General features: G+C 57.4%; 16 protein-coding genes. 12 read left to right on the top strand and 4 right to left on the bottom strand.

What is annotated here, in order from left to right:
• Window positions 1-32: 32 nt before the first annotated feature.
• The 3 genes from GOV89_RS03325 (at window position 33) to GOV89_RS03315 (ending at window position 3,140) form a co-directional block, all read left to right on the top strand.
• The gene (locus GOV89_RS03325) at window positions 33-1,247 is read left to right on the top strand and encodes a CynX/NimT family MFS transporter (RefSeq protein ID WP_171237457.1); all 1,215 of its coding nucleotides are present in this window, start codon (window positions 33-35) and stop codon (window positions 1,245-1,247) included.
• A complete protein-coding gene (locus GOV89_RS03320; RefSeq protein WP_171237456.1) occupies window positions 1,244-1,840 on the top strand; it encodes a YceI family protein in 597 nt (198 codons plus the stop codon). Before GOV89_RS03325 ends, GOV89_RS03320 begins: the two co-directional genes overlap by 4 nt.
• Before the next feature lie 79 nt (window positions 1,841-1,919).
• Window positions 1,920-3,140, top strand: a complete 1,221-nt coding sequence (locus tag GOV89_RS03315; protein WP_171237455.1) for an MFS transporter — start codon at window positions 1,920-1,922, stop codon at window positions 3,138-3,140.
• A 45-nt stretch (window positions 3,141-3,185) separates the two neighbouring features.
• Here the strand turns inward: GOV89_RS03315 and GOV89_RS03310 are convergent, their stop codons facing one another.
• Window positions 3,186-4,859: a flotillin family protein gene (locus GOV89_RS03310; protein WP_171237454.1), complete on the bottom strand. Its 1,674-nt coding sequence runs from the start codon at window positions 4,857-4,859 to the stop codon at window positions 3,186-3,188.
• 34 nt (window positions 4,860-4,893) lie between these two features.
• The gene (locus tag GOV89_RS03305; RefSeq protein WP_171237453.1) at window positions 4,894-5,610 is read right to left on the bottom strand and encodes an OB-fold-containig protein; all 717 of its coding nucleotides are present in this window, start codon (window positions 5,608-5,610) and stop codon (window positions 4,894-4,896) included.
• A gap of 255 nt (window positions 5,611-5,865) precedes the next feature.
• Between GOV89_RS03305 and metG the strand changes: the two genes are divergently transcribed.
• The 3 genes from metG (at window position 5,866) to GOV89_RS03290 (ending at window position 12,157) form a co-directional block, all read left to right on the top strand.
• The gene (gene metG, locus GOV89_RS03300; RefSeq protein ID WP_171237452.1) at window positions 5,866-7,611 is read left to right on the top strand and encodes a methionine--tRNA ligase; all 1,746 of its coding nucleotides are present in this window, start codon (window positions 5,866-5,868) and stop codon (window positions 7,609-7,611) included.
• Between the two features lie 247 nt (window positions 7,612-7,858).
• On the top strand, window positions 7,859-9,016 hold the full coding sequence (locus tag GOV89_RS03295) for an efflux RND transporter periplasmic adaptor subunit (protein ID WP_171174496.1): 1,158 nt from the start codon (window positions 7,859-7,861) through the stop codon (window positions 9,014-9,016).
• A 3-nt stretch (window positions 9,017-9,019) separates the two neighbouring features.
• Window positions 9,020-12,157 (top strand): efflux RND transporter permease subunit, encoded by a 3,138-nt coding sequence (locus GOV89_RS03290; RefSeq protein ID WP_171237451.1) that lies wholly within the window; start codon window positions 9,020-9,022, stop codon window positions 12,155-12,157.
• A 36-nt stretch (window positions 12,158-12,193) separates the two neighbouring features.
• On the opposite strand, the gene GOV89_RS03285 is transcribed toward GOV89_RS03290, so the two are convergent.
• Both GOV89_RS03285 and glpD read right to left on the bottom strand, forming a co-directional pair.
• Window positions 12,194-12,739, bottom strand: a complete 546-nt coding sequence (locus tag GOV89_RS03285) for a DUF2087 domain-containing protein (RefSeq protein WP_171237450.1) — start codon at window positions 12,737-12,739, stop codon at window positions 12,194-12,196.
• A gap of 196 nt (window positions 12,740-12,935) precedes the next feature.
• Window positions 12,936-14,513 (bottom strand): glycerol-3-phosphate dehydrogenase, encoded by a 1,578-nt coding sequence (gene glpD, locus GOV89_RS03280; protein WP_171237449.1) that lies wholly within the window; start codon window positions 14,511-14,513, stop codon window positions 12,936-12,938.
• 179 nt (window positions 14,514-14,692) lie between these two features.
• Here glpD and GOV89_RS03275 point away from each other — a divergent pair, with 179 nt between their 5' ends.
• The 6 genes from GOV89_RS03275 to GOV89_RS03250 all read left to right on the top strand — a co-directional run bounded on the left by GOV89_RS03275 (window position 14,693) and on the right by GOV89_RS03250 (window position 19,427).
• Complete coding sequence (locus GOV89_RS03275) at window positions 14,693-15,457, top strand: DeoR/GlpR family DNA-binding transcription regulator (protein WP_171174504.1); 765 nt, start codon at window positions 14,693-14,695, stop codon at window positions 15,455-15,457.
• Window positions 15,458-15,562: 105 nt separating this feature from the next.
• Window positions 15,563-15,718: a DUF5993 family protein gene (locus tag GOV89_RS03270; protein WP_171174506.1), complete on the top strand. Its 156-nt coding sequence runs from the start codon at window positions 15,563-15,565 to the stop codon at window positions 15,716-15,718.
• 10 nt (window positions 15,719-15,728) lie between these two features.
• Window positions 15,729-16,304 carry a disulfide bond formation protein B gene (locus GOV89_RS03265; RefSeq protein ID WP_171237448.1) on the top strand — a complete coding sequence of 192 codons (576 nt, stop codon included), beginning with the start codon at window positions 15,729-15,731 and terminating at the stop codon, window positions 16,302-16,304.
• A gap of 31 nt (window positions 16,305-16,335) precedes the next feature.
• Window positions 16,336-16,698 (top strand): DUF3302 domain-containing protein, encoded by a 363-nt coding sequence (locus GOV89_RS03260; protein ID WP_171237447.1) that lies wholly within the window; start codon window positions 16,336-16,338, stop codon window positions 16,696-16,698.
• Window positions 16,699-16,719: 21 nt separating this feature from the next.
• Window positions 16,720-17,865 carry an HlyD family secretion protein gene (locus GOV89_RS03255; RefSeq protein ID WP_171237446.1) on the top strand — a complete coding sequence of 382 codons (1,146 nt, stop codon included), beginning with the start codon at window positions 16,720-16,722 and terminating at the stop codon, window positions 17,863-17,865.
• Window positions 17,866-17,876: 11 nt separating this feature from the next.
• Window positions 17,877-19,427: an efflux transporter outer membrane subunit gene (locus tag GOV89_RS03250; RefSeq protein WP_171237445.1), complete on the top strand. Its 1,551-nt coding sequence runs from the start codon at window positions 17,877-17,879 to the stop codon at window positions 19,425-19,427.
• Window position 19,428: the final 1 nt, after the last annotated feature.

Below are 19,428 nucleotides of genomic sequence, written 5' to 3'. Positions count from 1 at the left end.
TCAAAACACCTACCGCACCCTAGCGTCACCGCATGAGCCACCCGATCCACGACAGCCGCTATTCCTGGCTTCGCCTTCTGATCACACTCGCCATTGCAACAGTGGCGAATGTGGGGATGTGGGCGGTGATCGTGGTCATGCCCGCAGTCGAGGTTGAATTCGGCGCTGGTCGCGCAGAAGCTTCGATGCCCTACACGCTTACGATGATCGGTTTTGCCCTGGGCAATATGTGGTTGGGTCAGTTGGTAGACCGGCTGGGTGTAACCATGGCCCTGATCGGCGCAGCCATCTTGAGTGCCCTAAGCTATGTGCTGGCAACGCTGGCACCAAATATCATGCTGCTGTCTGCCGCGCATCTTCTGCTTGGGTTAGGCACGTCAATTGGATTTGGCCCACTGATCGCCGATATATCGCATTGGTTCATGAAACGACGCGGTATTGCCGTTGCGTTGGTGGCCAGCGGAAATTACCTGTCCGGAGCTATCTGGCCCACCATGCTGTCGGGCATTCTGGCGCGCGATGGATGGCAACAGGTCTATGTGACATTAGCCGTTCTAACACTGCTCGTCGTTATCCCACTGTCCCTACTCCTACGCCGCCGGGTCCCGGTCGAGGCACACAGTACGGCCGAAGCCTCTGCCCAGATCAACGCACGCAGTGCAGGTGTATCACCTCGCACACTGCAATATATTCTTGGCTTGGCTGGCATTGGCTGTTGCGTAGCTATGTCCATGCCGCAGGTCCATATCGTCTCTTACTGCGTCGGGTTGGGATATGGCCCCGCGGTGGGCGCCGAGATGCTGTCACTAATGTTGTTGGGTGGTGTCGTAAGCCGCTTGGTCTCGGGCCTTCTGGCCGATCACCTTGGTGGGGTCATGACCCTTTTGATTGGCTCAGTCCTGCAATGCATCGCGCTGTTCTTGTTCCTGCCCTATGACGGGATGGTCTCGCTTTATTTTATCAGCCTGATGTTCGGGCTGGCCCAGGGCGGCATCGTGCCCAGCTATGCCTTGGTTGTCCGCGAGTACATGCCTCCGCAAGAGGCAGGCGCGCGGGTCGGATTTGTTTTGATGATGACCATTCTTGGCATGGCCCTTGGCGGCTGGATGTCGGGCTGGATTTACGACCTCACCGGAAGCTACCAACTGGCATTCGTGAACGGTATTCTCTGGAACGGCCTGAACATCGCGATCGTTCTGATGCTTCTCAAGCGATCCCGCCCCAGACGGGAAAGGGTCATGGCATGACGTTTGTAAACCGCCGTACTGTCCTTGCCGGGCTTGCATCCCTGCCCTTCGCCCGACCGTCGCTTGCCGCACTTAGCCCCTATGTTCTGTCGACAACGGACACCAGGGTTGGCTTCAGTTTCAACCTTTCAGGCGTGATGCAGACGGGATCCATGCCGATACGCTTCGCCAACGTCCAAGTCGATACGCGCCAACTACAAAACAGCCAGGTCACCGTAGTGCTGGATGTCAGCAAGGCCAGAACTCGGTTGCCCTTTGCCCGAATGCCCATGCTTAGCCCCAGCGTACTGGACGCCAAACAGCACCCGACGATCCGTTTTGTCTCAACAAAAATTGAGCTTGGCGCGCAAGGGCGTATCTCGGACGGGGCCCGCATAACCGGCGATTTGACCGTCCGCGGTGTAACGCGCCCCATCACGCTGAACGCCAATCTCTATCGCAAGGCAGGCACTACGGTTGACGACCTGACAAACCTGTCTATCGGTCTGACGGGGGCCTTGAACAGGCATGATTTTGGCGCGTCGGGTTATCCCGATCTTGTTCGGGACAATGTCGGTCTGAACATCCACGCCGAGATCAGTCGTGCAAGTTGATCCACAAAGCGCAAAAACGACTCGATAAAGTCGAATAGGTGCGCGCATTGTGCGGCAATGACGCCAATCTGAGATCACTATGCGTACCATTATTTCCTTTGCCGCCCTTTTCCTTTCAGCCATTCTATTGCAACTGTCGACAGGCGGGGTTGGCCCGCTTGACGCCATATCCGGCATCACCCTGGAATTCACGACCGAACAGATCGGTCTGCTGGGATCGGCTCATTTTATCGGCTTTTTCGTAGGGTGTTGGTGGGCCCCACGACTGATGGGCAGTGTCGGACATTCCCGCGCCTTCGCCGTCTGTACTGCATTGGGCGCGATGGGGCTGATCGGCCACACCCTAACCAACGATCCCTATATCTGGGCCATCCTCAGGATCGCATCAGGAACATGTATCGCAGGCTGCTACACTGTGATCGAGGCTTGGCTGAACGCAAAGGTCACGAATGAAACACGCGGACGGGCGATGGGCACCTACCGGCTTGTTGACCTGGGCGCCTCGCTTGGCGCACAGATGATCATCGCGGTTCTGCCGCCAGCATCTTACGTGTCTTATAACCTGTTGGCGATCCTGTGCTGTGCCTCGCTGCTGCCGCTGACGCTGACCCGAGCGAACCAGCCGCCAACACCCAACACACAGCGCTTGCGGCCCAAGCTGGCTTGGGCCTGTTCCCCTCTGGCCGTCGCGGGTGTGATCGTTTCAGCGCTCAGCTCTGCGTCCTTCCGAATGGTTGGCCCGGTCTACGGGCAAGAGGTTGGTCTGGGCATTGACCAGATTGCTTTCTTCCTTGCTTCGTTTGTTTTGGGCGGAGCCCTGGCGCAATACCCGTTAGGCTGGCTGGCTGACAAGTATGACCGACGCTGGGTTCTGATCTGGCTGTCGGCCGCTGCTGTACTGAGCTGCGGGATCACGATGGCCGCCAGCGGCGCTGGGACGGTTGGGGTGATGCTGGCCGCCGGGTTCTTTGGTCTGACGACCTTTCCGATCTTTTCGCTGTCTTCGGCCCACGCGAATGACTTTGCCACCAGTGAAGAACGGGTCGAGCTGTCCGCTGCATTGATGTTCTGGTACGCTTTGGGCGCTATTGCATCGCCCTATATTTCCTCGACACTGATCGAACAGTTCGGCCCCGGCGCTTTGTTTGCATTTGTGGCCGTCGGACATCTGGGATTGATCATCTTTGGTCTTGCGCGGATGCGCTCTCGCCCAACGCCAGAAGAGCGGACGAACTATGTTTACGCTCCGCGCACATCCTTTACCGTCGGGCGCCTTCTGAAACGCTCTCGGGAAGAATAATAAAGGGCCGGGAAATCCCCGGCCCTTTTGTTGTTTGTTCGCATATTATTGAGTCGGCAGCGTTTCTTCCTCGACAACATCGACCACTTCTGCGGGTTCCGGCGTCGCCTCTAGCGCGCCGTTCACTACTCCGCCGACACCGTTTTCCATCGACAGACCCAGCTCCTCGCCCAGCTTCTTGAGTGCGGGCATCTGCACAGCCATGCCCATGATCGAATCCAGCGCTTGATTGACCACCGGCTTGTCGCTGTTGGCCGCGCCACCGCCTGAAGCACCGGCACCGATCCCACCAACCTGATGGATTTTGATCGAGTCGATCTTCTCGGCCGGTTTCACCATTTCCGAGATGATCGACGGCATGGTTTCAATCCTGGCCATATCGACCTTCATGCGGATCTGCGCAGCAGAAAGAGCGTTGTCGGCTTCAACAATCGCACGCTTACCTTCTGCTTCGGCCAGCATGTCGTTTTTCTTCGCCTCGGCACGAATGTTCAGCGCATCCGCTTCGGCCTGTGCTTCTTCACGACGCGCTTCGGCACGGTCTGCGGCGGCTTCTTTCTCGGCCTGCGCGGCCAGACGGATCGCGGTCGCCTGACGTTCGGCTTCGCGCGTGGCTTCGATCAATACGATCTGCTTCTGGCGCTCAGCCTCGGCCACTTCGCGGGCGGTCACGACGGCCTCGGTCGCCTTTGTCGCCTCGGCCCGGGCAAGGTCAGCAGATGCACGCGCACGGCTTTCCTCTTCGGATTTCTGCGCGATGATGATCTGACGCTCCTGCTCGGCCACTTCGATCTCACGTTCTTTCGCAATCTCAGCATCGCGGATCTTGCGCTCGCGCTCGATCTCGGCCCCGCGGATGGCTTCTTCACGGGCGATCCGGGCACGTTCGGTTTCGCGCACCGAATCTTCGGTCCGCGCCGCAATCTCGGCCTCTTGCGCCACGCGCAGGGTTTCAACCTTCTGAGTCTGCTCGATCCGCGCCTGTGCCTCGTCCTGCTCGATCAGCAGTTTCTGACGCTCGGCCTCCATCGCGGCCCGGCGTACTTCAACCTCGGCATCCGCATCAATCTGCGCGCGCTCTTTTTTCGAGGCTGCAATCACCTCGGCCAGTTTGCGCATACCCACAGCGTTAAAGGCGTTATTCTCGTCCAGTGCTTCGAACGGCGTCTGGTCAAGCGCAGTCAGCGACACGGATTCCAGCGACAGGCCGTTCTTCAACAGGTCTTCGGACACTGCGTTCTGCACCTCTTGCACAAAGTCAGCGCGGTTTTCGTGCAGCCCGTCCATGGTCATCTGCGCGGCCACGGCGCGCAAACCGTCGATCAGTTTACCTTCGATCATCTCGCGCAGTTGTTCGACGTCAAACGTGCGTGAGCCCAGCGTCTGCGCGGCGCGCGCGATTCCCTCTTCCGTCGCCATGACCGAGACGTAGAATTCGACACCCACGTCCACGCGCATCCTGTCCTGAGTGATCAGTGCAGCCTCGCCGCTGCGTTGCACTTCAAGGCGGACGGTCTTCATGTTGACGGGGCTGACCTCGTGCAACAGCGGCACGATGACCACACCGCCGTCCATGATAACTTTTTTACCGCCCGCCCCGGTTTTCACCAGGCTCACTTCGCGGGTCGCGCGTTCATAAAGGCGGCCAAGTACAAGGCCGATGAATAGCAGGACGGCCAGAATGGTGACGACCGTAATCGCCAGGAATGAAACTTCCATGCAAAATCCTCCGATTTAAGAGTTGATAATTTGGTTAGTCCGACAAGCCGACCAGAACGAACCGGTCCCGCCGTCTGTCGCGCAGCACCAGAACGTCAGTGCCTTGCTCAAGGATGTCTTTGTCTTGCAGCGGCTCGGCGCGCAGGTGATGGGTGTTTCCGAACCGGTCCATCACCCTCACCTCTGCCGCGCGTCCGCGAGACGCCGTCCCTTGCGAGATCACGCCGCGACGGCGGGCCAGCATCCTTTCGGACATCGCCTCAGTCTCGGTCTTCGGCAACAGGCGGGCGAACACGGTACCAAAGCCGCGCGCAAACCACAGACCGAATGCAGCTGCCGGGATCGCAGCCATCCAGCTTGGCAGATCAAAGCCCAACAAATCACGCAGCGCCAATTGCAGGCCGATGCCCGACAGACCAAAACCCGCCAGCAGGACCACAAGCCAAATCATGAATGGCACTTTGCCAATCCCCAACCATGCCATCGGCCCGGCAGCGGCGGCATCAGGCACGTCCGTCTCAATCTCGGCCAGTTCGAATTCGCCCAGATCAATGTCAGCATCTATGTCGAGATCGAAGTCTGCAACAGCCAGATCCGGAACATCCACAGCATCCAGATCGACCTCGCCCTCACCTGCCAGCAGGCTTCCACCCAGCACCAGAGCAATCAGCTCCAGGGCCAGCAGGCCAAACAGCAGCGCAAGCGCCATGGTAAAGGGCACGAATGCACCCTCAAGCAGGAAGTCGAACATTAGGAATATGCCCTCGTTTTTGTATACTTTTGTATACACTCAATATGGGTAGTCATAATAAAAATACAAGAGATCGTGATTCTATTTTCAACCTATGGGTAGTGTAGACACCTGTTTAACTGCAATCGCTACTCAATTGATAAAGCGTTTTTTGACTGGATCGTGGCATTTCAGGACATCCACGCAAAACCCGGCCTTTTGCTGGCGGGTTACATAAGGTAGACGAGCGCGCAGACAGTTACGTGGACACGCAAAATGGCTCGGATTCTCATCACCTCGGCGATCCCTTACATCAACGGGATCAAGCACCTCGGCAACCTGATCGGCTCGCAACTGCCAGCCGACCTGTACGCACGCTACCAGCGTGGCCGGGGGAATGAGGTCATGTTCCTGTGTGCCACGGATGAACACGGCACGCCCGCGGAACTGGCGGCTGCCAAAGCCGGTAAGCCCGTGGCCGAATACTGCGCTGACATGTACGCGGTTCAGGCCGATATCGCCAACCGGTTCGGCCTCAGCTTCGATCACTTTGGCCGCTCGTCCAGTGAACAGAACAAGCGCCTGACCCAGCATTTTGCAGGCAAGCTGGACGACGCCGGCCTGATCCGTGAGGTCAGCGAGAAACAGGTCTATTCCAACGCGGATGGTCGGTTTCTGCCCGACCGCTACATCGAAGGTACCTGCCCCAATTGCGGGTACGACCGCGCACGCGGCGATCAGTGCGAGAACTGCACCAAGCAGTTGGACCCGACCGACCTGATTGAGCCACGCAGCGCGATAAGTGGCTCGACCGATCTTGAGGTGCGCGAGACCAAGCATCTGTATCTGCGCCAGTCGGCGATGAAGGATCAACTGGATGCGTGGATCGACAGCAAGACCGATTGGCCGGTCCTGACCACATCAATTGCCAAGAAATGGCTGCATGATGGCGACGGTCTTCAAGATCGTGGCATCACCCGCGATCTGGACTGGGGCGTTCCGGTCAAAAAGGGTGACCAGGACTGGCCCGGCATGGAAGGCAAGGTCTTCTATGTCTGGTTCGACGCCCCCATCGAATACATCGCCTGTGCCAAGGAATGGGCGGATGCCAGCGGTAGAACCGATGCCGATTGGGAGCGCTGGTGGCGCACCGACAAAGGCGCAGAAGACGTGCGTTATGTGCAGTTCATGGGCAAGGACAATGTCCCCTTCCACACCTTGTCTTTCCCGGCCACTATATTGGGCACAAACGCGCATAACGAAGTCACCGGATCATCCGAGCGCTGGAAGCTGGTCGATTACATCAAGTCTTTCAACTACCTGAACTATGATGGTGGCCAGTTCTCGACCAGCCAGGGGCGCGGCGTGTTCATGGATCAGGCGCTTGAGATCCTGCCCGCCGACTATTGGCGCTGGTGGCTGCTGAGCCATGCGCCTGAAAGCAGCGACAGTGAGTTTACGTGGGAAAACTTCCAGCAATCGGTGAACAAGGACCTTGCTGATGTTTTGGGTAACTTTGTCAGCCGCATCACCAAGTTCTGCCGCTCGAAGTTTGGCGAAGCAGTGCCGGAAGGCGGCAGATTTGGCGAACGCGAAAACGCTCTGATCGACGAGTTGACCCGCCGCGTCCGCGCCTATGAGGACCACATGGAAACAATGGAGGTTCGCAAATCCGCGCAGGAATTGCGGGCGATCTGGGTTGCGGGCAATGAGTATCTTCAGGCCGCTGCCCCATGGTCAACCTTCAAGGAAGATCCGGAACAAGCTGCGGCTCAGGTGCGTCTGGGGCTGAACCTGATCCGCCTTTATGCTGTTCTCAGCGCGCCGTTCATTCCCGATACCTCGGCCCGAATGCTCAGCGCGATGAACACGCTGGACACGGGATGGCCCGATGACTTGGCCGCCGCATTGGACGCGCTGCCTGCGGGTCGCGCGTTTACTGTGCCCGATGTACTGTTCGCCAAAATCTTGGATGAGCAGCGTGAAGACTGGCAGGAAAAATTCGCTGGCACACGCAACTAATCTTGTTGCATGCTGACAGTATTCGGGGGCCCGCGTGGCCCCTGTTTTGCTTTTGGGCATGATCAAAGTGAACACCTAACATGGTCAAAGCGAAGTAATTTTTCGCACCAGTGCCAACAGGTTCAGGCGTCATCACGCTTGAGAAACCATGTCAAAAAAGTCATCCTGATGCGAAGTTCTTCCGACTCGGGCCTCCAATACGGCGGGCCCGGCATCATTTGTTTCTGTCACGCACGAGGCTTTCGCCATGTTCCCAACACGTTTCTCATCCAACCGGATCAGCAGGCCTCTGGCCACAGCGTCCCTGCTGTTGTCTCTCGGATTGGCGTATCCGGTTGTCGCACAAGAGGAAGGCGCACCCCCCAAAGTCTCAATTGCGGCAGCCTATACCCAAGAAATCACGGATGAAGCCTCGTTCATCGGGCGTGCTCAGGCAATCAACAAGGTCGACATCGTGGCCCGAGTGAACGGGTTTCTCAACAGCAGGGAAGTCGAAGATGGCGCTACAGTCAAAGAGGGAGACCTGCTCTTCACCATCGAACCCGACCTGTATGAAGCGACGCTTGAAGCTCGCAAGGCCGATTTGAACCGGGCCGAGGCCAATCTGGAACTCGCCAAAGTCGATCTTGCGCGCAAGGAAGAACTTTACAAACGCGATGCCACACCAGAGTCGGAACGCGACATCGCGCGCGCCAACGAGTTGGTTGCAGAAGCAGAGGTCAAGGCAGCGAATGCCGCGATCCAACAAGCCGAGCTTGACCTGAGTTATACGCAGATCCATGCGCCGTTTGATGGACGTATCGGCAGCATCACGACCAGCGTTGGTGACGTGGTCGGTCCAACCAACCCTCCATTGGTCAATATCGTTAGCGAAACACCAATTTACGTGAATTTTTCCCTCAATGAAAAAGTATTCACGACGGTTCTGGAATCTTATGGCGAAAACTCGGCCTCTTTGGCGGAAAGCCCGCAAAGCCCCAATGTTCACGTGATCCTGCCAAATGGAAGCGAGTTGGATGAAACCGGAAAAATTGTCTTTGTCGATAACCGCATCGACCCTTTGACAGGCGCAATCAGGGTCCGGGCGCAATTCGACAATGCCGCCCGTCTGATCCTGGACGGCGCCTTCGTGACCGTACAAATCGAAGCGCTGGAGCCAACCTTGCAAGTTCTGGTGCCTCAGGCCGCCTTGCAGCGTGATCAGCGCGGCGAGTTCGTTCTGGTGGTCAACGACAAGCAGATGGTTGAGCAACGCTACATCACCACCGGCGACGCTGTTGGCACGGCCATCATTGTAAAAGAAGGCCTGCGCGAAGGTGAAAGTGTGATTGTTGAGGGCCTTCAACGCGTTCGCCCCGGCGTGGCTGTTGACGCGGTCGTTGCCTCTGAACAGCCAGGAGAATAACTGATGTTCTCAGCCCTGTTCATTAGCCGGCCCAAGCTGGCGCTTGTCATCTCGCTTGTGCTGACCATCATGGGCGGCATTGGCTATTTGGTTCTTCCGGTGGCGCAGTTCCCGGATATCACTCCGCCCGTGGTCAACGTCTCTACCACTTACACCGGTGCAAATGCGGAAACCGTGGAAAACACTGTCGCCGCGCCCATTGAGGCACAGGTCAACGGTGTGGACGACATGATCTATATGACGTCCAGATCGTCTGATAACGGATCCTATTCGCTGGATGTCACCTTCGAGGTCGGCACCGACCCCGACATCGCATCGGTCAACGTGCAAAACCGGGTGGCGCAGGCAATGTCTTCGCTGCCAGCCGAAGTGACATCGTCGGGTGTGGTCACACAGAAATCATCGACCAACATGCTAATGCTGGTCACGTTGACGTCGCCCGATGGCACCTATGACAGCGTGTTCCTGTCCAACTACGCCTCGATCAATCTGCGAGACGCGCTGGCGCGTGTGCAGGGCGTTGGTAAGGCGGACGTTCTGACCAACCTGGAATACGCCATGCGGATCTGGATGGACCCGGACAAGATGGCCGCTCTGTCCATCACGCCGGGCGACGTGATCAATGCGATCCGCGAACAGAACATAGAAGTATCGGCGGGTTCGATCGGCGCCCCTCCGGTGCCCGAAGGGCAGACGTTTCAATACACGATCAAGTCCAAGGGTCGCCTCACATCCGCCGAAGAGTTCAGCGATATCGTAATCCGCACAGGTGAAGATGGCGCGATCGTGCGCGTGAAAGACATCGCCCGAACTGAACTTGGCGCGCAGTTCTATTCGGCCTCGGGCTATTTCCAGGCCGTTCCAGCTACTGTGATCGGTATCTATCAGGCACCCGGCGCGAATGCGCTGGCCGTGTCCGAGCGCGTGGAAGCAGAACTGGAACGCCTGTCCCGCTCCTTCCCGACGGACGTGGAATATGACGTGCCCTTCAACACCACCGATTTTGTCGAGGCATCGCTGAGTGACGTGGTCTCGACCTTGATCCTGACCTTTATTCTGGTGATTTCGGTTGTGTTTGTGTTCCTGGGCAGTTGGCGCGCCACGATTATCCCGGCCGTCGCAATCCCGGTGTCTTTGATCGGGACCTTTGCATTCCTTTTGGCCTTCGGCATGTCGTTGAACACGATCTCTCTGTTTGCGCTGGTTCTGGCCATTGGAATCGTGGTGGATGACGCCATTGTCGTGGTCGAGAACGTAGAGCGCATCATCGCAGACGAAGGTCTGCCCCCTGCCGAGGCAACGCGTAAAGCGATGGGCCAAATCACCGGCCCAGTCATTGCAACCACACTGGTGTTGCTGGCCGTGTTTGTACCGGTAACTTTCATGCCTGGCATTTCGGGACGATTGTATTCACAGTTTGCTGTCACTATTTCGACCGCGGTTGTGATTTCGTCCATCAACGCCCTGACTTTGTCCCCTGCACTCTGTGGGCTGGTTTTGCGTGCGCGCTCGGGCCCGCCCAAGGGGCTGCTGGCTGTCTTCGAAGGTTTTATCGGCACAATGCGCAACGGCTATGTCGCCATTGTGCGCAAACTGCTGGTTTTTCCTGCCATTGCGCTGGCCATCGTGGTTGGACTTGGCATGGGTACAGGGACGATCATGTCGAACACCTCAGCCGGGTTCATTCCGCTTGAGGATAACGGCTATCTCTTTGTTGATGTCCAACTGCCCGACGCCGCCACGCTAGAACGGACCGAGGCCGTGACTGCACGCCTTGACGATCAATTGCGCGAAATCCCAGGTGTGGCCAGCACGGTTCTGGTCAATGGCTTTTCGCTGCTGAACGGCACGATCACCAATGGCGCTGCGATCTTCGTGAACCTCGACAACTGGAGCGAACGGCAAGAGGAAGACCTAAGCGCCGATGCGATCCTGGCCAAGGTCCTTGCCATCTCCAATGCCGAATCCGCGGCCTCGATCGTGGCCTTCAACCCACCGCCTATTCAGGGCTTGGGCATGTCGGCTGGTGTCGAGATGGAGGTACAGCAAACTGGCGGCGGCTCGCCTCAGGATCTGGCCTCAGCCGTGGGGTCCTTTGTCTATGCTGCGAACCAGCGGCCCGAGATTGGGCAGGCTTACACCACCTTCAGGGCCAACGTTCCACAGCTATTCGTGGATCTGGATCGTGAAAAAGCCAAAACGCTGGATGTGTCCGTCGCCGAGGTATTCCAGACGATGCAGGCACAGCTTGGATCGTATTATGTCAACGACTTCAACCTGTTCGGACGCGTCTATCGCGTCATGATACAGGCTGATGGGACCTATAGGGACAATGTCGATGATATTGCGAACCTTTATGTCCGCTCGCAAAAGGGCGATATGGTTCCGTTGGGCACACTGATTGACGTTGAAAACGTGTTGGGGCCGGTTCTGTTGAAGCGACATAACCTGTTTCGCTCGGCCACAGTGACGGCAGTGCCCGCACCAGGCCTTTCCAGTGGTGACGCTATCACAGTGATGACTGAGGAATCGGCCACCGCCCTGCCCCCTGGTTACACGTTCGAATGGACCGGTACGGCGCAGCAACAGCTGGCCTCAGGCAGTCTGGTGATCATTATCCTGGGCCTCGCAATCCTGTTCGGATACCTGTTCCTGGTGGGGCAGTACGAAAGTTGGACATTGCCGGTTTCGATCCTGCTATCTGTGGTCGTGGCCCTATTTGGGGCGGTCGCGGCTGTCGCTATCGTCGGCAGTGACATCAACCTTTATACGCAAATCGGCATGATTATGCTTGTTGGGCTGGCCTCAAAAAACGGTATTCTGATCGTTGAGTTTGCAATGGAGCAACGCGCCAATGGCCTGTCAATCAAAGAGGCCGCAACCGAGGCTGCGCATCAGCGGTTCCGCGCCGTGATGATGACCGCCCTGTCCTTCCTCTTGGGTGTTGTGCCCCTCTTGGCGGCGAACGGAGCCGGTGCTGCAAGCCAGAAAGCGATTGGCGTGGCGGTGTTCGGCGGCATGTTGGCGGCGACGCTGATTGGTGTGATCGTGGTTCCGGTGCTGTATGCCCTCATGCAAAGCATGAGGGAATGGCTGAAGGGCAGCAAAAACGATCCCGGCCCGACCGAGACTGCCACCTGATCCTCAAAAACCCCGCCTCAACGGCGGGGTTTTTTCTTAGGGTGATCTTGCGCGACGACGGCTGGTAACCTCGTGGATCACCTGTTTCGCATCGGCTGGAGGTTCCTGCTCGATTCTGCGATATTCTGATCCATCCCTGCGCCGTGTAAGCAGCCCGCAAGAAATCATCGTGCGCCGCAAGGTGGCCGGATCGTAAAAGGAATGTTCAGCGTTGAGGCACGCGTTAACCTCGGCCTCATGCAAGGACGCACCTGAGGGTAAAGCGGCCCAAACAGCCCAGAGTGCAAGGTTTTGCACCGAACGTTTCGAAGGCCAAAGCTGCAACCTGCCGTTTGAATCGAACAAACGCAGTGCGCGTTCCACTGCTCGCGCATTGGGTGGTGGTGGGTCCGAGCGCGCCTGTAATCGGCGACTGGCGGCGCTGTCGGCTCGCATATGTTGCACATTCTGATAACCGGCTGCGCGTGCCACCATGTTCATCAGTTTTAAGTGCGAAGGGCTGGCCCCTCCCAACTGGATGGCCAGGGTACGAACAAACGGGGTTAGATCATCCACATGCAAAGGGACTGGTGTCTTGCTCATCACACATCCATATCGGGCGTTCTGCGCATTCGTTGGCCGCTGACCTGACGAAGCAACGCCCTGAGTGTTGCGATGTCAATCCTATCCTAAAGGCAGGTTTAGCGCTCTGAAACAGAGCAGCGGCGCCTCGGTGTCTGCCGACCGTGCCCGATGGCTAGCATAACAGCGGTCGATCGCCAAGGGGCATGCGCCCCTGTTACGCGGCGCGGCGCTCGGCCATCCAACCATCGATCCGCGCGATCTGTTCGTCGTTAAGCCGAAGCCCCAGCTTGTTGCGTCGCCAGACGACGTCTTCGGCGGTGCGCGCATATTCCTTGTCCATCAACCAAGTAACCTCTTGCGCGGTCAGGGTTGCGCCAAAATCTTCACCCAGGTCAGACGCTAGTTTAGCGCCAGCAATAACTGCGGGCGCCTCGGTCCCATAGGCGCGGATCAACCGAGCTGCCCATGCTGCGTTCAGAAAAGGATACTCCGCCAGAAGTTTGCTTTTCAGGGCATCTACGGCATCCACCGGAAAGTCGCCGCCGGGCAAGGCAACTCCGGCAGTCCAGGGTTTGGGCAGGTCCGGAAAGAACTCAGCCACCTTTTCCAACGCGCTTTCTGCGAGCCTGCGATAGGTGGTGATCTTACCGCCAAATACGTTCAGGACCGGTGCCCCACCCTGAGCGTCAACTTTCAGCGTGTAGTCGCGCGTCGCTGCTGTCGCGCTGCTGGCCCCATCGTCATACAGCGGGCGCACGCCGGAATAGGTCCAGACAATATCGTCGCGGGTCACGGCGCGTTGGAAGTATTTCGAAGCGAAGGCGCATAGATACTCCTGCTCGGCCTCGGTACATACCGGCGCGGTGGACGGATCCGGATGATCCTGATCGGTTGTGCCAATCAGGGTGAAGTCCTGTTCATAAGGAATGGCAAAAATAATACGGCCATCTTCACCCTGAAAGAAATAGCACTTGTCGTGATCGTACAGCCTGGGCGTCACGATATGGCTGCCACGTACCAGCCTGACGCCCTCGCGCGAGTTCACGCGGATCTTCGTCTGTATGATGTCGCCGACCCACGGGCCACCGGCGTTGATCAGCATTTTGGCCTGAATTACACGGGTCTGATCGCTGTCACGATCCCGAACAGTTACCCTCCACAGATCGTCCACCCGCTCGGCCGAAATCACCTCGGTCCGCACCATGATCTGCGCACCACGCGCCTCAGCGTCGCGTGCATTCAGAACCACCAGGCGGGAATCCTCGATCCAACAATCGGAATACTCATAAGCCGTTTCGAATCTATCCTGTAGAGGGGTTCCTTCTGCGGCCGTGCGCAAGTTCAGCGACGTGGTTCCGGGCAGAATTTTGCGCCCGCCCAGATTATCGTAGAGGAACAACCCCAACCGGATCAGCCAAGCCGGACGCCGCCCGCGCATCCACGGCATAACTGTGCTAAGCAATCGCGATGTCGGTGTCTCGGAATCGAACCGCATATCCGCGTGGTAAGGCAATACAAAGCGCATCGGCCAGCTGATATGAGGCATGGCCCGCAGCAGGGTTTCACGTTCGATCAGTGCCTCGCGAACAAGCCGGATTTCAAAAAACTCCAGATATCGCAGCCCGCCATGAAACAGCTTAGTCGAAGCAGAAGACGTAGCAGACGCCAAATCGTTCATTTCCGCAAGCATAACGGACAGGCCCCGCCCAGCAGCGTCCCGTGCGATGCCACAGCCATTAATGCCGCCACCAATGATGAAAAGGTCTGTGATCTGATTATCCGTCGGCTGCATATCCCTTGATTCCTCGCAAGGCCTGATCAGGCGTATTAGCCAGAATACCATTCGTATGGTCAATGTTTATGTTCGTTTATTTTCTTTTTGCAACGCTGATATGAAATTTTCACAGCCCTTCTTGCCAATTCCCTAGAAAAGAACAAAAACGAAAGAGCGCATTGCTTTGGATCTGCCCCATGTCTCTTTCGTTCCGCCAATCCGACATTCTGGACATCGCCAGCATTGAAGGGCGCGTCACGGTCGAAGGGTTGGCCGAGCGGTTTGGCGTCACCGTACAGACGATCCGGCGCGACCTGACGGAACTTGCGGATGCCGGGAAACTTGACCGGGTTCATGGCGGCGCGGTTCTACGCTCGGGCGTGTCCAATATCGGTTATGACGACCGGCGCGCGCTGAATGCGGATGCCAAAACCCGCATCGCGCAGACCTGCGCCTCTGATATTCCGGATGGCGCCTCAATCTTCATGAATATCGGCACCTCAACCGAGGCCGTAGCACGGCAATTGCTGAGCCATAAGAATCTGATGGTCGTGACCAACAACATGAACGTCGCCAACATCCTGATTGAAAACCCCGACTGCGAGATCGTCGTGGCGGGCGGCGTCTTGCGACGTTCGGATGGCGGGCTGATCGGCAATCTGACTGTTTCGACGATACAGCAGTTCAAGTTTGACCTGGCCGTCATCGGATGCTCGGCACTGGATCGAGACGGAGATCTGTTGGATTTCGACTTCCAAGAGGTTCAGGTCAGCCAAACGATCATCGCACAAGCCCGGCGTACCTTTCTGGTGGCAGATCATTCAAAGTTTCAACGTTCAGCCCCTGCGCGGATCACATCGATGTCCGAAATCGACAGGATTTACACAGATGTTCATCTGCCGGGTGATCTGCCGCAACACTGTCGGGAATGGCAAACAGAGGTCGTTCTCTGCGCGCAGTAGCTTTCACGCTTCAACGTTTGGGTGAATTGCGCAGCTTGTCAGATGCCGATCGGCCTGACACTATTCACTGTAATTACAATGTGCACGGGAAGGAAGGACCGGGCCATGATTGCGTTATTGTTTCTGCTGTTTACCGTCACAATGGGGCTCAACTATTTCAACCTGACGAAGACCGGGGGTTTGCTGTTTTTCGCCACGTTGGCGCTCAGCATCTATTGGTTGAAATTCCACGCCACCAGCCAATTGACCATTCAACTGTAAAGGGACCGTTATGACACCTGAACTGTCCCGAACCCTCAATGCGATCGGAATGCTTGCTGTCAGCCTCGTTCTGGTTCTGGCATATGTTTACCAATTTGCGCTCTATGAACTGCCCTGCCCGCTTTGCCTGTTGCAGCGGGTCGGTTTTGTGGCCGTGGGGGTTGGGCTTGGCCTGAACCTGCTATACGGCGCAAGACCCCACCATTATGCGATTGTTCTGATCGCTGCGCTGTATGGGGTCTCGGTTTCGATCCGTCAGATCCTGCTGCATATCGTACCCGGAACAGGCCATTACGGATCACCGGTTCTGGGGCTTCACTATTACACATGGGCAGCAATCGCCTTCTTCCTCGTCTTGCTGGGCACGGCAGTCATGCTGTTGTTTGAGCGTCAGTACGACCACGACGCGTCTGCAGAGCCGAAATTTGGAGGCAACAAACTGGCCAAAACTGCCTTTTTCGTCATGCTGGCGCTGGCTGTGCTGAATGCCGGGTCAACCCTTCTGGAATGCGGCCCCGGCATCTGCGCTGACCCGCCTACAAGCTACAAATTGATTGACGAACTGGACGCGGACAACGGAGGATAAGACAACCTTCGCCCGAAGAGGAGGCACGAGCATGGGACTATTGGGGCAGCCGTTAGGCTATTACGACTATCTGACATTTGTTGCGCTGATCCTGCTTCTTGCAGCGGTGATGGGTGTGTTTCTGTTTCTCATGGGGCTTCCGGGACGGATCGCGATCAAGCGCAATCATCCGCATGCCGAAGCCGTCAAGATCATGGGATGGATGGGGTTTTTGGCCGTGGTTCCTTGGGTTCACGCCTTTATGTGGGCGTTCCATGATGGCGTTACGGTGGACATTCGCCGGGGCCCGGATGAAGAGAAAGACGCCATTCGCGACGAAATCAAACGTCTGGGCGGCAAGGTCAGACCTGAGTATCAGGATCGTCTGGACACAGACAACACGCAGAAAAGCTAAGGCCGAAGGAAAGAAATACCTATGTTCGTTGCCCTCGGCATCACGCTTTTTTACATCATTTTTGTCTGGCTCATCTTCTTCAAGCTGGAACTTTTGAAATTCAATATTGCCTGGGGCATCGTCTCGTTCTGGGTGGGCGCGCATCTGCTGCTGATCTTTCTGGTGGCGCTTCGGTTTTTTCAGCCCTTCTCGGCAGACAGCCACGTGGTGCGTTCGACCATACAGATCGTGCCCAAACTGACGCAGCCAACAATATTGACCGAGGTACTGGTCGAGCCGAACACTCAAGTCACAAAAGGCGATCCGCTTTATCGCTTTGATGACACGGTGTTTTCTCTGGCGGTGGACAATGCAAAGGCCCAACTGGTCGCGGCCGAGCAGAATGCCAAAATCCTGGAACAGGATGTGGTCGCGTCGACCGAAGCTGTAGAACGCGCAAACGCGCAACTAGCCTATGCGCAGACCCAACAAGCCCGCTATGAGAACCTGGTGCCCGCTGGCGGAGCGCGGCAAGACGATCTGGACCGTTGGAACGAGCAGGTGACCGAAGATCTGGCTGCCGTCAAACAAGCGCAGGCCAATCTGGAAAAGGCACAACTGGCTGTGGAATCGCAGATTGACGGCGTGAACACGGGTATTCTTCAGGCTCAGGCCCAATTGGCCGAGGCCGAGTACTTTCTGGAAAACACCACCATCTATGCGCCTGAAAACGGGATGATCGTGTCACAGCAGGCACGTCCCGGTCTGGTTGTCGGCGACGTCCGATTGGGCGCAATCGCGAGCTTCGTGACCGAAGACAACCCCTATATCCTTGCCACCTTCCGTCAACAGAACCTGAAATTTGTCGAACCAGGACAAGAGGTTGAAGTAGCGCTGGACCTCTATCCCGGTGAAATCCTGACGGGCAAGGTCGAGGCGATCTGGTGGGCCACCCGGCAAGGGCAACTCATCCCGTCGGGCCGCCTGCCGGGTTTTGAACTGCCCAAACTGCCCGGTCGGATTGCCGTACAGATCACGGTCGACTTGCCTGAAGGCCACACTTTCCCCGCTGGTGGCCATGCGGCCGTAGCGATCTATACCGGTATGGGCAAAAGCTTTGAGTTCCTGAGGCGCATCAACATCCGCCTCTATTCCTTCGCCAACTTCATCCGACCGCTGGATATCTGAGGAAGCGCGCTATGACACTCCGCCGGTTTCTGGGAACTGCCCTTTGCGCTGCTACTCTGGTGGCTTGTGCACCAGTGGGGCCGGATTTCGTGCGCCCGAACTCTCCGGTCGTGAAGCAATGGATCGAGGTGAACGCCCCCAGCACCGGCCAAAGCGGCCTGACATCGCGCAGCGCACCCGTGGTGAAATGGTGGGAGACGTTCAATGACCCCACCCTCAACAAGCTGATTGCAGAAGCTTATGCGCAAAACCTGACCCTTCAGGTTGCGGGTGCACGTGTGTTGCAGGCCCGTGCACAGTTGGGCATCGCATTTGGTGAGCTTTACCCGCAATCCCAGGCCATTGGCGGGTCGTTGCAGCGACGGCAGATCAGCGACAATCTTGGACCCATTGCCGATATCAACCGCATCATTCCGCTGGATACCGAATTCTCGACCTCGCAAGTCGGCTTCGATGCCCAGTGGGAGCTGGACGTCTGGGGCGCACAGCGGCGCGGGGTGCAGGCCGCGCGGTCTAATCTGGCACTTCAGGTGGCCAATTACGACGACGCTTTGGTGACACTGACCGGGGATGTGGCTGCTTTGTACGTCGATATCCGCGCGTTACAGGAATCTTTGGCAATCGCCCGCGAAAACATCAAGTTGCAGCAAGATTCTGCGGACCTGACCCAATTGCGTTTCAACAACGGTGTCACCACCGAGTTGGACGTGCAGGAGTCTACCGCCCTTCTCAACAACACCAAAGCTTTGGTGCCCGAGCTGGAAAGTGACCTGCAACAAACCAAGAATGCCCTGGCCGTGCTGCTGGGTGTCACGCCGTCCCGGATGACCAGTTTGTTGGGGAACTCGGGCCGCATCCCGTCCGCGCGGACAAATGTGGCTGTGGGTGTACCCGCCGAACTGCTGCGCCGCCGCCCGGATGTGCGGGCCGCGGAGCTGGCCGCAGCAACGCAATCGGCGCAGGTGGGCATCGCGATGGCGGATCTGTATCCGCAATTCGTGCTGTCCGGCTCGATTGGCCTACAGGCTTCGGGCGGGCGCGACCTGTTCAGTGGCAACAGCACCACCGGTCTGGCCAGCGCCGGTGTGGTCTGGAACGTGCTGAACTATGGCCGCATCAAGAACAATGTCCGCGCGCAGGATGCCGCCTATCAGGCGCTGATCGCCAATTACCAGAACACCGTGCTGACTGCGTATTCCGAGGTTGAAAGCGCAATGGTCGCTTATGCGCAGGCACGCAAACAGGTTGGGTTCTATCAGCAAAGCGTCGACGCTTCGCGCAAGGCGGCTGAGATTGCAGTCAGCCAGTACACGGACGGCATTGCCAGCTATTCGCGCATTCTGAACACGCAAACCGCGCTGCTACGCTCACAAGCCAATCTAATCGAAGCGCGTCAGCAAGTGTCCAGCAATCTGGTCGCGGTTTACAAAGGTTTAGGCGGCGGTTGGCAGATCCGTCAAAATCAGGAGTTTCTGCCCGAGACCGTCTTGGCCGAAATGGCCTATCGTACCGACTGGGGGGATCTGCTGCAGAAAACCCCAACCGGTGCCAGCCTGAACTGAA

The organism is Ruegeria sp. HKCCA5763 (assembly GCF_013034545.1).
In the GTDB taxonomy this organism is placed as follows: domain Bacteria; phylum Pseudomonadota; class Alphaproteobacteria; order Rhodobacterales; family Rhodobacteraceae; genus Ruegeria.
The sequence above is the reverse complement of the archived record's forward strand: the minus strand, read 5'-3'. Positions and strand labels throughout refer to the sequence as shown.

Bases quoted from the DNA above. Each gene is read 5' to 3' on its own strand.
- GOV89_RS03325 (WP_171237457.1), top strand. From the start codon at position 33: ATGAGCCACCCGATCCACGACAGCCGCTATTCCTGGCTTCGCCTTCTG.
- GOV89_RS03290 (WP_171237451.1), top strand. From the start codon at position 9,020: ATGTTCTCAGCCCTGTTCATTAGCCGGCCCAAGCTGGCGCTTGTCATC.
- GOV89_RS03275 (WP_171174504.1), top strand. From the start codon at position 14,693: ATGTCTCTTTCGTTCCGCCAATCCGACATTCTGGACATCGCCAGCATT.
- GOV89_RS03295 (WP_171174496.1), top strand. From the start codon at position 7,859: ATGTTCCCAACACGTTTCTCATCCAACCGGATCAGCAGGCCTCTGGCC.
- glpD (WP_171237449.1), bottom strand. From the start codon at position 14,513: ATGCAGCCGACGGATAATCAGATCACAGACCTTTTCATCATTGGTGGC.
- GOV89_RS03305 (WP_171237453.1), bottom strand. From the start codon at position 5,610: ATGTTCGACTTCCTGCTTGAGGGTGCATTCGTGCCCTTTACCATGGCG.
- GOV89_RS03270 (WP_171174506.1), top strand. From the start codon at position 15,563: ATGATTGCGTTATTGTTTCTGCTGTTTACCGTCACAATGGGGCTCAAC.
- GOV89_RS03285 (WP_171237450.1), bottom strand. From the start codon at position 12,739: ATGAGCAAGACACCAGTCCCTTTGCATGTGGATGATCTAACCCCGTTT.
- GOV89_RS03310 (WP_171237454.1), bottom strand. From the start codon at position 4,859: ATGGAAGTTTCATTCCTGGCGATTACGGTCGTCACCATTCTGGCCGTC.
- metG (WP_171237452.1), top strand. From the start codon at position 5,866: ATGGCTCGGATTCTCATCACCTCGGCGATCCCTTACATCAACGGGATC.
- GOV89_RS03255 (WP_171237446.1), top strand. From the start codon at position 16,720: ATGTTCGTTGCCCTCGGCATCACGCTTTTTTACATCATTTTTGTCTGG.
- GOV89_RS03315 (WP_171237455.1), top strand. From the start codon at position 1,920: ATGCGTACCATTATTTCCTTTGCCGCCCTTTTCCTTTCAGCCATTCTA.
- GOV89_RS03250 (WP_171237445.1), top strand. From the start codon at position 17,877: ATGACACTCCGCCGGTTTCTGGGAACTGCCCTTTGCGCTGCTACTCTG.
- GOV89_RS03260 (WP_171237447.1), top strand. From the start codon at position 16,336: ATGGGACTATTGGGGCAGCCGTTAGGCTATTACGACTATCTGACATTT.
- GOV89_RS03265 (WP_171237448.1), top strand. From the start codon at position 15,729: ATGACACCTGAACTGTCCCGAACCCTCAATGCGATCGGAATGCTTGCT.
- GOV89_RS03320 (WP_171237456.1), top strand. From the start codon at position 1,244: ATGACGTTTGTAAACCGCCGTACTGTCCTTGCCGGGCTTGCATCCCTG.